Here is a 13,578-nt window from a genome sequence, read left to right on the forward strand (position 1 = left end):
GCATGCTCGGCCGGACCGACTCGAGACAAACCGGGGCGTTTCCTGGAATATGTGCCGGACATACCTTGTCAATAACAATGAAGACCGTCATTCTGACCGTCTGGACCGATTCCTCTCCGAATCCGTTTTCGTTATCGTCTCAAGCGGCGCTCCGGGCGACACCATAACTGTCCACTGGAAGAAACGTACCCCGGATTTCGCCTTCGAATCGTGTATACTATAAGTTATTCATCCAACCATGAACCTTGATGATTAATGATACGGCCATTGCTTAGCCAATACCCATGAAAATATTTCAAGCCGTGCCTACTTCCAAATCCTTTCACTTTGCCTGTCTTGCCTGCGCCATCTTCCTGCTCTGGCTCCCGACTTTTTATTTCGGTTTCGGGCACGAAGAGTTCCGTTATCTCCACTACTATTCCCCCGGGGAAGTCCTCAAGGGATTCCGGTCGCACTGGGAACCGTCTCTGACCGAATCGGTGGGATATCGCCCGGGCCATATGCTCCACTACTGGCTTTTCTACCAGGTGGCGGGAAACTCAGCCGCCGCAAATCACGTGATCCAGCTGCTGGTGGAGGAAATCGCGGCGGGAATATTCTTTCTCCTCCTACTCAACCTGGGGGGAACCGTCTCCGCGGCGTTTTGGTCCGTTCTGCTCTATGCCAGCCTGGGAAATACGGCCTGGCAGGTGGCTTGCATCAACAACCGCCAGCACCTGCTCTTGCTACTCTCCTGCGTGGGCATGATCTACTTTTTTTCTCTTTTCCTGGACCGGGCACGGCGGGGATTTCTCCTGGCTTCATACCTTTTTTTCCTGGGAGGACTCATGATCAAGGAGCCGGCCGTTCTTTTCCCCGCTTTCTGCCTGGCGGCGGGAACGATGGTTAAAAAGAAGAAAATCCTCTTGGTCATCAAACCCCTTGTCCCGACGTTCGTCATCATCCTCGTTTATCTCGGCGTCCGCTATTTTGCCATCAGGGAAGCCAGCCGGGTGAGCGAGAGCCCCCCGCCCATACCGATGAACGCGGTTTGGCTTTTGCGGGAATACGGACGGAGCTTGGCGGGCAGCCTGGTTCAGGCGCAGGGGTCGAGGGGTTATGACGTAATGCCCTCCGATGACGAATTCTATGGCTGGTCGTCCTGTTCCTGGTTCGGGTGGGCCGGGGTGGCGCTCCTGCTTTCCTCCGGATTCTTCCTTGTGTGCAAGGAGAACAGGGGGAAGCGGATACTGGCGGCGTGGGCCGTTACCGTGTTCTTGCTGGCCTCGACGCTGACCGCTCTCTGGTATCGAACCAACCGTTTCTTTATCGCCTCGATCGGATTAACCGCATTTCTCGGGTTAGCGGCGGCGGCCGCCTTCCGGTCGACCGAGCCCGGGAACAGGGCGACCGACAAAGTGCTGGGGTGGACCGCCATCGCCGGGCTGGCGGTTTATTGGGGAGCGAATCTTTTCGCTTACCAGGCCACTATTGACCTTCTCTACCCGAACGGGATATGGATAGTGGACCATTGCGCGGTGGAGTTGGTCAACAGCCACGAATACATCCCGGAGGAAATGGAAAAGCTGATGTGGGAAAAAATCCGTCTCTACGGCGATGAGTCGGGAACGAGGCGCGCACGGGAGCTGCGTCATCAAAGAATTGGTGGCGCACCGCACGAATATCAATATTAAACAGGCATACGCGCCTCTTAACAGCGTTCGGGTAGCCCATGCGATCTAAATACCTTCAAGTACTCAAGGACGACATTGCCCGGCGAGGCTTGCGACGAGCGCTGGGAAAGGCGTCGAAATTCGTCGGAGTGCTGGCTGGGGCCAACCTCGGCCGAGCCCTCACCGGGCCGATCTCGGGCGTAATCCTGCTCACCTACCGCTGCAACCACCGCTGCCGGATGTGCAACTTCCCGGAAAGAGCGGTTCCCGACGAAGAAATGAGTACCGAAAAAATTGGGAAACTGATCGACGGCTTTGCCGAGATCGGAACCACGGGTATTTCCTTCTATGGTGGCGAGCCCCTCCTCCGCCCCGACCTGCCGGAGTTGATCGCTCATGCCCGCCGCCGGGGCATGTTGACCCACCTGACCACCAACGGGTTCCTTCTGGATGAGGCCCGGGCCAAGAGCCTTGTGGGGGCAGGCATCGACCTGGTCAGCATCTCGCTGGATGGAGCCGATCCGGAGACCAACGACCGGCAGCGCGGTGTCGAGGGCGCTTTTTCGGCGGCGAAAAGGGCGGTTAAAAACCTGATCGGGGCCAGAGCCGAATCGGGTGCAAGGCCCCGCGTGGCCCTGACCACCACACTTACCCGCGACAATCTTAACCAGGTTGAGGCCATGGTGGAGTTGGGCCGAACCCTGAAAGCGGACAGTCATACCCTCCTTGAAGTCCAGCCGGCCGCGGGCTTGGATAACTCCTTCGCCCCGAAAGATATCCTGAGATTGAAAAACGCCTTACGGTCGATCGAGAAACTAAAAATGCGATACCCCAAATATATAGACAATTCCGAGGGTTATCTGCGGCTGGCCCGGGCGCTTCTGGAAGGGGAATCTGTGAGGTTCAAATGCTTTGCGCCGTATACCGATCTTTTTGTGGACCCGCGCGGGCGGCTCTATCCCTGCAACTGGTTCCTCTGGATGGACCAACCGATGGGAAACTTGGAGCAGAGCAGCCTGCGGGAGATCTGGTATTCGGAAGAAATGCGCCGGATCAGGGCCGGACTGGCGATGTGCGGGCGCTGCAACCACCTATGTCATCGGGAATTGAGCGGGATCTTCAATCGTTTCTGGCTGGGAGAAAAGCCTTCGATCGACTGCCGATTTTAAAAACCCCTACCCCGGCGAAGACGAACCAACTCCTGTCGAAGCACGGGGAATCTTTTCAGGGTCTGGCAGACCACCCGGGGAATCTTTTGTGGAGGCATTCCCTTGGACTTCCCCTCGCGCAGATGATAAACCACCGGCACTTCCCGGAATCTGGAACCTGCGGCGAGCATGCGTAGCGTCAGCTCGGTGGCTATTAAATCCTTGAAAATCAGCGGAGAGGCGGCGGCCCGGAAAAAAACTTCCCGGCGGAAGAGCCGCAGGCCACTGTCGATGTCGGTGGTTTCAACCGTGAAATACCGTCTCACCAACAGGTTGAAGACTTTTGTTATCCATCTCCGGTAAAGCTGGTCGCGGCGGTCCAGCTTGATCCCGATGATCAGATCGGCATCCGAACGGAGCCTTTCCATCCGCCAGAAATTATCGGGGGAGAATTTCCCCCCCGTGTCGCTGAAAAGAATCCACTCGTTTTCCGGGAGCTCCAAAGCATCGAGCAGAGCCTGGATATACCCCTTGCGTTCCGTCCCCTGGACCAGGCGGATCGGCATGGCGCTTGCCAGTTCCCGCAGGAGCTCGCTGGTGCCGTCGGTGCTTCCATCCTCGCTGACGATCAGTTCCGAACCGGGAATCTTCGCGACCACTTCCCAATAATATCCCTCCACGTCACGACGGATGGATAGGACCTCGTTATGGGCGACAAGAACGACAGATACCGGTTCGAAATTCACCGTCAATGTCCTTGAAAAACCGTGCCCGTCAAGCCGTTCTGAATGACAATATTCACCATTATGCCGCCCGATGGAATTTAAGGCCTTATGCCAACTCGGGATTATGCGCTTCCCGGAAACCGGCCATCATTCGCAACCAATAACCCCGATGCCGATCATTTTCCTCAGAAGTTGCCGCGTATTTTCCGAAAAGGAGAGAAGCCAGTACCAGGGGCGTGACCGGAGTTGCATTACTGGAGGTATCCTAAGGCCCTGAGCCGATCCCGGGCCTCGTCGGTCCAACGCTCTTCTCGCCGCGAATATTCGAAACGGGGGATTTTCTTCAGCCATTTTCCCAGTTTGTCTTCCATCCGGGCCGCTCGCGGCCCCTGGGAAAGGGCCTGATTCTCGCTCTCCCGCGGGTCATCTTTAAGATTATACAACTCCGGGCGTTGCTTCTCCCCGACCCGGCGGATGAACCTCCAGGGCCAGACCATCATCCCCTGAAGATGGGGGCTCTCCTCCTCTTCCAATTCGGAGATCAATTCCCGGGGGCGATCGGCCTCCTCGCCTTCCAGCCAGGGCAGCAGGCTGGCCCCCTGGAGAGAGTCGGGTATCTCCAATCCCAGGTAATCGAGGATGGTCGGATAGATATCGATGATGCAGGCCGGTTGCGGCACCGCCTTACCCCCCCACCGGCCTCCGGGGTCCTTCATAATCAGGGGGATGCGCACCGACGGAGCGAAGAGCGAGCGGCCGTGTCCGAGCAGGCCGTGTTCGAGAAATTCCTCGCCGTGGTCAGCGTGAACGATCACCAGGGGGTCGCTGCCCGCGGGGACGACTTCATCGAACAGGCGCCGGATGTAGTCGTCGACATAGTTGATCTCGCTGTCGTAGAGGGCCTGCAGGGCCTCCAGGCGGCGGGGGTCGCCGTGGACTGATTTGGCCCCGGTCCAGTCTTCGTCCATGTGATTCTCGGCCAGGAGGGGGTCGTTCAACAGAGCTTCGTCCTTCTCGTACTCCTCCGCCCAGGGCCGGCGGGCATGGTACGGGGCGTGGGGATCGTAGTAGAAAACCCAGAGAAAATAGGGCCGGCCGGCGGCGAGCTTCTCCCGCAGGGAAAGGGCCAGCTCATGGACCCGATCCGCGGTGACGCTGTCTCCGGTTTCGACGAACGTATCGAAACCCTGATCCCCCCCCGCCCAGACTCCGGCCTGGGGATTGGCGGTTACTCCGAAGGTATGGTAGCCCGCCGCCTTCAAAGATTCGGCCAGGGTGGTGAAGGAAGGGTCTATCTTCATGGGCCAGCGGGTGCCGTCGGGATCGATCAGGTCGGTGGTGTAAACCCCGTGGCTGCGGGGATAGAGACCGGTGAAGAGCGACGCCATCGACGGCCGTGTCCATGAAGTTACGGAATAACAGTTGTCGAACCGCACCCCGGAAGCGGCCAGGGAAGAGAGAAAGGGGGAAGTCGGGCGCCCGTAACCGTAGGCGGAAAGGTGATCGGGGCGGAGCGTGTCGATGCTGATCAGGACGATATCGGGACGTTCCCCCCGGCGCCCGCAACCGGCGGCACCAAGGACCGCCGCGGCCGCCAGCACCAGGATGCCCCCGAACCGGACTCCGCCGGGGCCCCTCCCCCGAGGATTTCTCGGCGCCCGTCCCATCGCTAATCGCGGGCCAGGGCGTCGCGGGGAGATAGAATGGGCTTGTCCACCGGCCAATAGATGCCGAAAGCGGGATCGTCCCAGCGGTACGTTCGCTGGGATTTGCGGTCGTAATACGTCGACTGCTTATACCCGAACACCGCTTCCGGGCTGGTCACCAGATGCGCCACCCCGTGGCCCGGAGGAGAGAGCACCTGAAGACGGTTCTCGGAGGAAAGGGTGAAACTCTCCCACCGCCCGAAAGATGCCGACCCCTCACAGCAATCGACGATGACCAGATAGAACCTTCCGAAAGGGCAGTACACCAGTTTCCAGGTTACGTCGTCGGCGTGGATCCCCCGCAGGACGTGACGGTAGGAGAACGAATAATCGTCCTGAACGAATTCCACCGCAATTCCCGCCCGGTGGTAGAGTTCCCGGTTATAGGTTTCGGTGTAACCTCCGCGGAAATCCTCGGAGACCGTCGGGGGGCGGATGAGCTTGACCCCGGGGAGGCTCGTATCCCTCACTTCCATCCCGGCCATGGTCTTACTCCCCGACCCAGGAAAGTATCGTCTCCAGGTTGGTGGGGTGGTCCAGATCGTGCAGGCGCTGGATATTTTCCCGGCCGCCGTATTGGTAGCAGTACCCCTGGGAAAGGTCCAGCCCCAGCCGTTTTACGGGCATGACGATGCCGGCCGTCTCCAGGGTTTCCAGCACCGCCGAGCCCAACCCTCCCGGAAGCGTATGTTCCGCCAGGGTCGCCACCCGGGGGGCCTCCCCGACTTCGCGGCCCAGGAGATCGGGGTCGATGGGGAAACGGTAAACATCGAGGACTCCGGCGGCGACGCCTTTGCTTTCCAGCTCCTCCGCCAGCTTCAGGGCGCAGTGGACCATGTTGCCGGTGGCGACGAGGAGCAGATCGGATCCGGAGCGAAAACGCCGCATCCCGGAAGAAAAATCGTCGCCGGGGGCGTAGAGCGTGGGCAGCACTTGGCGGTCGAGACGGATATAGGATGAATGATCCTGCCCGCGGGTGATGGCGGCGAAGGCGCGGGCCATGACGCTGTCGGTCATGTTATAGACGCGCAGGTTCGGCAGGACCCTCATGAAAGAGATATCTTCCAGGGTGTGGTGGGTCGGCCCGGAATCGTCGTAACTGAAACCGGCGCCCACGCCGACCACCGTGATCGGCAGATTCATCCCCGCACAGTAGAGCCGGATCTGTTCGTAACAGCGGTAGGTGATGAAGGGCGCGATGGCGTAGGCGTAGGGCTTTTTCCCTTCCAGCGCCATTCCGGCGGCCACCAGAATCGCGTTCTGTTCGGCGATGCCGACGTTGACGAACTGATGGGGGAGGCGGCGGCGGAACTTGTCCAGGGCCGGAGCCGCCATATCGGCGGAAACAATGACCACGTCCCCGTCTTTCAGGGCTTCTTCGTAAATCCCGTCCCAAAAAGCGTCTCTCTGAGTCGGCGTCGTCATTGTCCGCGCTCCTGGTTCAATTCCCTGCGGGCGATTTCGGCCTCCTCGGGTTTGGGAGCGCAGGAATGCCACATGGGATCGTCGGATATGAAGGAAACGCCCTTGCCCTTGACGGTGTCGGCCACGATCATGAGCGGCTTGCTGGTGCGCCGGGACCGCACCCCGTCCAGAGCCTCGAGCAGCTCCCGGAAGGAGTGGCCGTCGACCCGCTTAACCGTCCAGCCGAAGGCGCGCCATTTTTCGTCCAACGGTTCGAGCGCGACCATGTCCTCGGTGAAATCGGTGGCGCAGATGTAGTTGCGGTCGATGATCGCGATTAGGTTGTTGAGCCGGTTGTGGGCGGCGAACATGGCCGTTTCCCAGATCGATCCTTCGTAGTTCTCGCCGTCGCCCAGAAGGGTAAACACCAGATTCCGGCGCCGGTCGTGCTTGGCCGCCAGGGCCATCCCCGCGGCTATGCCGAAACCGTCGCCCAGGGACCCGGCCGTAATCTCGGCGCCGGGAATATCGTGCTGGAGGTGAACCCCGAACTTGCCGTCAGCCTGAATGAAACTGTCCAGGTAATCCTTGGGGATGAACCCCAGATCGGCCAGAATCGGGTAAAGAATAACGCTGGCCTGGCCCTTGCTCAGAATGAACCGGTCGCGGCCGGCCCAGTGGGGATCGTTCGGATCGAACCGGACCAACCCGCCGTAAAAAAGCGTAACCAGTATCTCCGTGCAGGAAAACGACGAAGTGACATGGCCGGTCCCCCCCCGGGAACACATGTCCAGAACCAGATTCCTGATATGGAGGGCTTTATCCTCGAGTTCCCTGATCGAAACGGTCACGATAGCTTCTCCTTCCGCTCCTTCCCCGGTTCCCAGGGGTCGCGCGCCAGCTTGATATCGAGCATACGCCGGATATGTTCGGTAACTTTATTTCCAAACTTCCGCTCGATCAAGGCTAAATATCGGGGGGCGCGGAAATAGGTCTCGAAGGCGCGGTCGCGAAAGGAGAGCACCTCCCGGCCGTCCAGATGCCTGGTCCCGAGGGGCCGGGAGCGCGGACCGTGCTGGGAAAATTCTTCCCAATCCGCGGGGGGCCGTCCCCCGTCTCCTCCGCGCGGTTCTCGGTAAAGGCGCGATCCGGGATACGCCATCACCGAGTAAAAATTGACGAACTCGCAGTTGAGCTCCAGAGCCAGTTCCAGGGTCCGGTTCATGGTGTCGAGATCGTCGTCGGGAAGGCCGAACATGAAATTGCCCAACACGTTGATCCCCGCCGCCTGTACCTGCCCGACCACCTCCCTTACACTGCCGCCATAGCGTTTCCCCGCCCCGGCCCGCACGCGTTCCACCGCCGACTCGATCCCCAGGCAGAGCCAGTTGAACCCGGCCCGCTTCATTTTTTCCAAAAGACGCGGCCTGACCGTGTCCACCCGTCCGTACGCCCACAGGTTGAGGTCGAGGCCGCGATCGAGGAGCAGATCGCAGAACCGCTCGACGCGGCGTTCGTCGAGCAGAAACAGCTCGTCGTCGAGCCTGATGTTGCGGACCCCGAACTCCCCCGCCAGCCGATCGATCCAGGCCATGACGGTCTCCAGCGACCAATAACGGATCCCGGGCCCCCCGAAGAGGGAGTTGGTGCAGCAATACGAGCAGTCGAAGGGGCAACCCAGCGAGGTCTGGAGCGTGGCGTAGGGAGAGCGGACATCGGAAAAATCGGGTTGCCGACTGCGGGAAAAATCCTGAAAACAATGCATGTTGTGGGACCGATACGAGGAGGGAGGGGGAAGAAAATCCCAGTAATCCCTCCCCAGTTCCGCGTCCAGGTCGGCGACCGTAGGCGCGGGAGGAGTCAAGACCGCGCGCCCCCCCTCCAGCCAGGCCAGGCCGGGCACGCGGCTCTTCCCCGTCCGGCTCCGGAGCGCTTCCAGGAGGGCGGGAATCGTCAGGCAGCCTTCGCCCCGGATGACGTAGTCGATCGCCTCTTCCCGCAGGGTCCGCTCCGGGAGGGCGGTGGGATGCAGACCTCCCATCGCCACCGGCAAACCGGGGTCGGCGTTTTTAAGGTCCCGGGCGATCCGGGACGCGGCGGGCATCGTCTGGGTCGAGGCCGAGGGGTGGTGCCCGTAGACCGGGATCGCCACCAGGGCCGGCCCGTAGCGCCGAAGAAGCTCCTCGGCGCTGTTCTCCCCCCACCCCAGGAGGTTGGCGTCGAAGACTGCCGCGGAGCGGCCTGCCGCCTGCGCGTGGGCGGCCAGCATCCCCGTCCAGATGGGGGGGGCGACGGCGGTGAATTCGACCGCCAGGCCCTGGTAGGTTTTCCCCTGCGCGCCGGGATGGATAAACAGAACATCTATCGACATAAGGACCCTCCTCCGCGGAGCGCGCTTCGGAGACGCGGCCGGAGTTATCCGGCGCCGCGCCCGGAACCGCTGCCGCCCCCCCCGGACGGGGGATCCTCGAAACCCCGCTCCTCGCGCACCACGTACCGGGGGCGGCCGCGGACGTCCCGGTAGACCCGGGCCAGGTAAAACCCGACGGTCCCCAGGCCCAGCAGCTGAATCCCCGAAAAAAACGCCGCCGCCGTGACGATGACCGCGGGAGACGAGGGGGCGCGGCCGAAACACCCGAGAATAACCAGGAGTATCCCCGCCAGGATCGAGAGCGCGAGGATCGCGGCCCCGGCCAGAAAGAAAAGAGCCAAGGGCAAAATAGAAAACGAGGTCACCCCGGCGATAAACGTACCCACCCCGCCCCGGAACGTGAGCATGTCCCGGAAAAAGTTCCGAAATACCGGGAAGTGGGACCGCCCGGCCAGGCGGGGCTGCCGCTCGTAATAGACCGGGACCTGCCGAAATCCCAGCCAGGGCACGAGCCCGCGGATATACGGGTCCGATTCCCTCAGTTCGAGCAGCTTGTCGGCCACCCGCCGGGAGAGGAGTTTGAAATCCCCGGCTTCGACGGTCAGGTCGATCTCGGTCGTGAACCCTCTGATGATTTTATAGGCGACTTTCGTGGCCGCGCGGCGCAGAGGATTTTCGCCCTGGCGGCGGGTGCGCACGGTATACACCACATCCGCTCCTTCCCGCCAGCGCGCCACCATTTCGGGGATGACCTCGGGGGGGTCCTGCAGGTCGGAATCCATGTAGACGACCGCGTCCCCGGAAGCGCGGGCGATGCCGGCGAGAATGCCCTCGGCCACGCCGTAAACCCGCGACATGGTGACGATCTTGACCCTGGGGTCGGTCCCGCGGTATTCCTCGAGCAGCTTCAGAGAGCCGTCGCTCGAAGCGTCGTTGACGAAGATCAGCTCGAATTTCGCCGGAATGCCTTCCAGGGTTCCGGTCAGCCGGCGCACCAGTTCCGGGATAACGGCTTCTTCGTTGCGGAAGGAAAGTACGATCGAAATTTCCGGTCCTTGACCCACTGGCGGATTCCTGTCGGTTGCCGGCTCCCTAATCGCCCCCGGGCGCCGTAACGGCATTTCCCCTGAACAATGACGGGGCCGATCGTTGAAATATACGTCTTTTCGCGCTCCGGTACAACCTCAGGAACATCAGCACCAACCCGAACCACCCCGATTTCCTGATCATGGGAACGATCCTCCAGGGGGCCAGGTAGATGCTGACGAAGGCGTCGTTCTGGAGGCTGATCAGATCTTCGGGGGAAAGATCTCCGACCTGCATCACCGCGGAACCGTAGCGCTTGAACTTCGAGAAATCCCCGGTGACGAGCTTGAGCCCATGCTCTCCCTCTTTTGCCATCCGATAGAGTTCGGTTCCCGGATAGGGGACGGCGATACTGAGGTTGGCCTGTTTGATCTCGCGGGATTCGCGCAGAAATCTCATGGTCTCCCGAATGGTTTCCACGGTTTCCCCGGGCAGTCCGATCATGCAGGAGTTGAGGGTTTCGATTCCATACTTGTTGGTCAATCGATTGGCGACGGTATAGCTCTCCAGGGGCACTTCTTTCCTCATGATCCGTCGTATGCGGGGGTTCACCGATTCCAGGCCGAAAGAAATCCTGATCATTCCGGCCCGGGCCAGGGCGGCTACCAGTTCCTCGTCCACCAGGTTGGCGCGGGTACTTCCGTCCAGGGTTACCTTCAGGCCCTGCTCGGTGATGAGCCGGCATATCTCCAAGATGTGCTCCCGGTCGAGGGTGAGGGTGTCGTCGAGAAAGATGAAGTGGGTGATTCCGAACTCTTCCATGATCGCGCGCATTTCCGCCACGACCGCGGCCGGGGAGCGTTTCCTGACCCGCGCCCCGAAGACCTCGGTGCTGCAGAAAATACACTTGAACGGGCAACCCCTGGTGGTCATGACGGTCGCGAACGGCTTCGTCCCCTGCAGGGTTCCGATCCGGTAAAGATCCGAACGCAGGAGATGGCGGGCCGGAAAAGGAATGCTGTCGACGTCCTCGACCGGAGACGCCGGGCCGGTGTAGGCGATCCCCTCCGGAGTCCGGCAAAGGATTCCCTTCACCCGGGAAAGGTCGCCCCCCTCCTGGTAGCTCCGGAGAAACTCGGGCCAGGACGCGTCCGCTTCCCCCACGAATCCATAATCGAAACAGGGAAGAAACGCCTCATCCTTGAGCATGGTGATGTGGGGCCCCCCCACGACCAGGGGGATCTCCGGAAAACGTTTTTTCAGTTGGGAAGCCAGATCGGCCACGATGTGAAAGAAGGTAGTGGTGGCCGTCATGCCGATCAGGTCGGGCGAGAATTCTTCGGTCTCCCGGATGATGTCTTCGGGAGTCTTGCCCTCCACCTGGCCGTCGATGATCCTGACCGCGTGTCCGGCCTTTTCCGCGATCGCGGCCAGGTAGGCCAGATTAAGCGGGGGCCAGGTCGAGGCCTTGCGGGCGAAATGCCCGGGGATGCCGTAGTTTATGGTCCACTGGGGGTAGAGCAGCAGAATCTTCATTCCCGCGCCTCCCGCTTTTCCGCCGTCGGCGGCCGGTGCCCGGCCGGCAGCCCGGTCGATACCCCGCCTTCGCGGGAGCCCGGGCCCAGGGCGTTCCACTCTTCCACCCCCAACCCCTCGTCGTCGCGCGCCGAGGGATCGGCTCCATGCGCCAACAGGACTTCCACCACTTCCGGGTTGCCGTAACTTACCGCATACAGAAGCGCGGTCCTGCCTCCCTGATAGCGCCGATTGACCGCCGCGCCGGCGGACAACAGCATCCGGGCAAGACCGGGCGAACCGGTTTTAACCGCCAGCAGCAGCGGGGAATCCTCGCTGACGGCGTAACCTCTTCGGGTACGGGCGTCCGGGTCGGCTCCAGCCTCGATCAGGAGCGCGGCGATTCCGGCGTCGCCGCGGTATACCGCCTCCATCAAGGCGGTGAATCCATACGTGGGAGTGGAATAATCGACGTCCGCGCCGGCGGCCAGCAGTTCCCGGACCCGGGCGGCGTCCCCCCGCTCCACGGCCGTCATCAGGGGGGACCACCCGGAGGGATCGGGCCCATCTCCCCCCCGAAGCGGGGCTGAACAAACCGCGGCGAGCGCCACCGCCGCCGTGGAGATCGTCATGAGCCGGCTCATTGCTTGAACTTCCCCGAATTGACCGAATCGGGATCGACGGCGGTGACTTCCGGGAAGCCGGAGATCATGCGCTCCGCCCATTCCACCCCCTGCATGGCGCAGTGGTCCATATTCCCCACTTCGTACCTCCAGGCTCCGAATCTACCCCGGGAGTAAACGCCGCGAGATTCAAGTTGTTCCAGAAGGCGCAGCCGGGTGCGTTCCCGGGTTACGGTCGGCACCGGATACCCCCGGGTCACGATCCGGCTCCAGCGGGAAACGACCCTGGCTTTGCCGGGAATAAGACCGTAACCGGCCAGATCGGTTTCGACTTCCTTGACGATCCCGGCCGGATCGGGAGCCGCGCCGATACTGGCGACTTCCGCCATCAAGGACCAGTTGCGGTCCGGATCGGGCACGTTGGCCGGAGAATAACGGCTGAAGTTGGTCACCCGGTAAATCCTGGTTTTCGCTTCCGGGAAATACATCCAGGTGAAGTCGCCCAGGAGGTCCTGCCGTGGGCCTTCGAAGCCGAGCCCCACCACGGCGATGGGAGCGCTGCGCAAATCCGCGCTCCACGAATCCGGCGCTCGAACTCCCGGGGCGGCGCGGAGAATAAATTCGTCGAGGGGCATGGACGAAAAAAGTTTCTCCCAGCGGAAACGGCGTCCGTCGGCCAGGGTCAGACAGCGGTTGGAAAGATCGATCCGCTCCGCCTCCGCGCCGTAGGCGATCCGCTCGGGACCGATGCGGTCGGCCAGAGCTTTCCAGACGGCGCCGGTGCCGCCCCGGACCGGGAACCGGAAGGCGGCGTTGGGGCCCCACTGCCGGCGGGTTCCGGCCTGAAGCATCTCCGCGGAAGGGAGGGCCACCCGATCGCCGAGCCAGTAAATCCCCATCTCCTCCAGGGGGCAGCTCCAGAGGTTCCGGTTGTAGGGTTCCATGAAAAGGCGGGCGATGCCGGTCCCGAACCGGGAACGGATCCATTCCCGGAAATCGGAGGCCGTCGGCGGAGAAACCTCCCGCGCGGCCGCCAGCCCCCGCAGGCACTCTTCGCGCGGGCCCGGGGGGAGCCAGTTGAGGTGGAGCTGGAAGGGATACGGGACCAGGGCGTCGGAGAACCTGATCCAGGCTTCCTGGCGGTGCGGGACCCACTCCTCCGGGGAAAGCAGCGAATCCAGGAGCCGGTCGTACTCGCGGTAATGCGAAAACATCACGTGCCCCCCCACGTCCCAGGTGAAACCGCGGTCGTCGACGAACGAGGCGGAGAGCCCCCCGGGGCGGTCGGAGGCCTCCAGGATCAACAGATCCCGTTCCCCTCGTGCTTCCAAGCTCGCGGCGGCGCTCAACCCGGCCGGGCCGGCGCCGACGATGAGCCATTTGATCGGTCGGATATCTTTCAATTGCC

At 61.8% G+C, this 13,578-nt stretch carries 12 protein-coding genes; 2 read left to right on the plus strand and 10 right to left on the minus strand.

Features of this window, described 5'->3' with window-relative positions:
* Nucleotides 1-284 precede the first annotated feature (284 nt).
* Complete coding sequence (locus tag PLZ73_04075) at nt 285-1,673, plus strand: hypothetical protein (protein ID HOO77045.1); 1,389 nt, start codon at nt 285-287, stop codon at nt 1,671-1,673.
* A gap of 38 nt (nt 1,674-1,711) precedes the next feature.
* Nucleotides 1,712-2,821 carry a radical SAM protein gene (locus tag PLZ73_04080; protein HOO77046.1) on the plus strand — a complete coding sequence of 370 codons (1,110 nt, stop codon included), beginning with the start codon at nt 1,712-1,714 and terminating at the stop codon, nt 2,819-2,821.
* Here PLZ73_04080 and PLZ73_04085 read toward each other — a convergent pair.
* From PLZ73_04085 to PLZ73_04130, 10 genes are all read right to left on the minus strand, one after another.
* Entirely contained in the window at nt 2,818-3,546 is a 729-nt protein-coding gene (locus tag PLZ73_04085; protein ID HOO77047.1) for a glycosyltransferase family 2 protein, read from the minus strand. The two genes, PLZ73_04080 and PLZ73_04085, sit on opposite strands and share 4 nt — an antisense overlap.
* A 230-nt stretch (nt 3,547-3,776) precedes the next feature.
* On the minus strand, nt 3,777-5,192 hold the full coding sequence (locus PLZ73_04090) for a sulfatase (protein ID HOO77048.1): 1,416 nt from the start codon (nt 5,190-5,192) through the stop codon (nt 3,777-3,779).
* Nucleotides 5,193-5,194: 2 nt separating this feature from the next.
* Nucleotides 5,195-5,716 (minus strand): dTDP-4-dehydrorhamnose 3,5-epimerase family protein, encoded by a 522-nt coding sequence (locus PLZ73_04095; GenBank protein ID HOO77049.1) that lies wholly within the window; start codon nt 5,714-5,716, stop codon nt 5,195-5,197.
* Nucleotides 5,717-5,720: 4 nt separating this feature from the next.
* Nucleotides 5,721-6,656, minus strand: coding sequence for a transketolase C-terminal domain-containing protein (locus PLZ73_04100; protein ID HOO77050.1), 936 nt, complete (start codon nt 6,654-6,656; stop codon nt 5,721-5,723).
* Nucleotides 6,653-7,486, minus strand: a complete 834-nt coding sequence (locus PLZ73_04105) for a transketolase (GenBank protein ID HOO77051.1) — start codon at nt 7,484-7,486, stop codon at nt 6,653-6,655. The genes PLZ73_04100 and PLZ73_04105 overlap by 4 nt, the downstream gene beginning before the upstream one ends.
* On the minus strand, nt 7,483-9,006 hold the full coding sequence (locus PLZ73_04110; GenBank protein ID HOO77052.1) for a cobalamin-dependent protein: 1,524 nt from the start codon (nt 9,004-9,006) through the stop codon (nt 7,483-7,485). Before PLZ73_04110 ends, PLZ73_04105 begins: the two co-directional genes overlap by 4 nt.
* A gap of 44 nt (nt 9,007-9,050) precedes the next feature.
* Nucleotides 9,051-10,070, minus strand: coding sequence for a glycosyltransferase family 2 protein (locus PLZ73_04115; protein ID HOO77053.1), 1,020 nt, complete (start codon nt 10,068-10,070; stop codon nt 9,051-9,053).
* Between the two features lie 28 nt (nt 10,071-10,098).
* Nucleotides 10,099-11,568, minus strand: coding sequence for a radical SAM protein (locus tag PLZ73_04120; protein ID HOO77054.1), 1,470 nt, complete (start codon nt 11,566-11,568; stop codon nt 10,099-10,101).
* Entirely contained in the window at nt 11,565-12,191 is a 627-nt protein-coding gene (locus PLZ73_04125) for an ankyrin repeat domain-containing protein (GenBank protein ID HOO77055.1), read from the minus strand. Before PLZ73_04125 ends, PLZ73_04120 begins: the two co-directional genes overlap by 4 nt.
* Entirely contained in the window at nt 12,188-13,573 is a 1,386-nt protein-coding gene (locus PLZ73_04130) for an FAD-dependent oxidoreductase (protein HOO77056.1), read from the minus strand. The genes PLZ73_04125 and PLZ73_04130 overlap by 4 nt, the downstream gene beginning before the upstream one ends.
* Between the last annotated feature and the right edge of the window lie 5 nt (nt 13,574-13,578).

The sequence above is a fragment of the bacterium genome (assembly GCA_035380285.1).
GTDB lineage: Bacteria > Auribacterota > Erginobacteria > Erginobacterales > DAOSXE01 > DAOSXE01.

Excerpts from the sequence above, each read along its gene's own strand:
- PLZ73_04100 (HOO77050.1), bottom strand. The coding sequence starts at position 6,656 with ATGACGACGCCGACTCAGAGAGACGCTTTTTGGGACGGGATTTACGAA.
- PLZ73_04080 (HOO77046.1), top strand. The coding sequence starts at position 1,712 with ATGCGATCTAAATACCTTCAAGTACTCAAGGACGACATTGCCCGGCGA.
- PLZ73_04125 (HOO77055.1), bottom strand. The coding sequence starts at position 12,191 with ATGAGCCGGCTCATGACGATCTCCACGGCGGCGGTGGCGCTCGCCGCG.
- PLZ73_04110 (HOO77052.1), bottom strand. The coding sequence starts at position 9,006 with ATGTCGATAGATGTTCTGTTTATCCATCCCGGCGCGCAGGGGAAAACC.
- PLZ73_04075 (HOO77045.1), top strand. The coding sequence starts at position 285 with ATGAAAATATTTCAAGCCGTGCCTACTTCCAAATCCTTTCACTTTGCC.
- PLZ73_04090 (HOO77048.1), bottom strand. The coding sequence starts at position 5,192 with ATGGGACGGGCGCCGAGAAATCCTCGGGGGAGGGGCCCCGGCGGAGTC.
- PLZ73_04095 (HOO77049.1), bottom strand. The coding sequence starts at position 5,716 with ATGGCCGGGATGGAAGTGAGGGATACGAGCCTCCCCGGGGTCAAGCTC.
- PLZ73_04120 (HOO77054.1), bottom strand. The coding sequence starts at position 11,568 with ATGAAGATTCTGCTGCTCTACCCCCAGTGGACCATAAACTACGGCATC.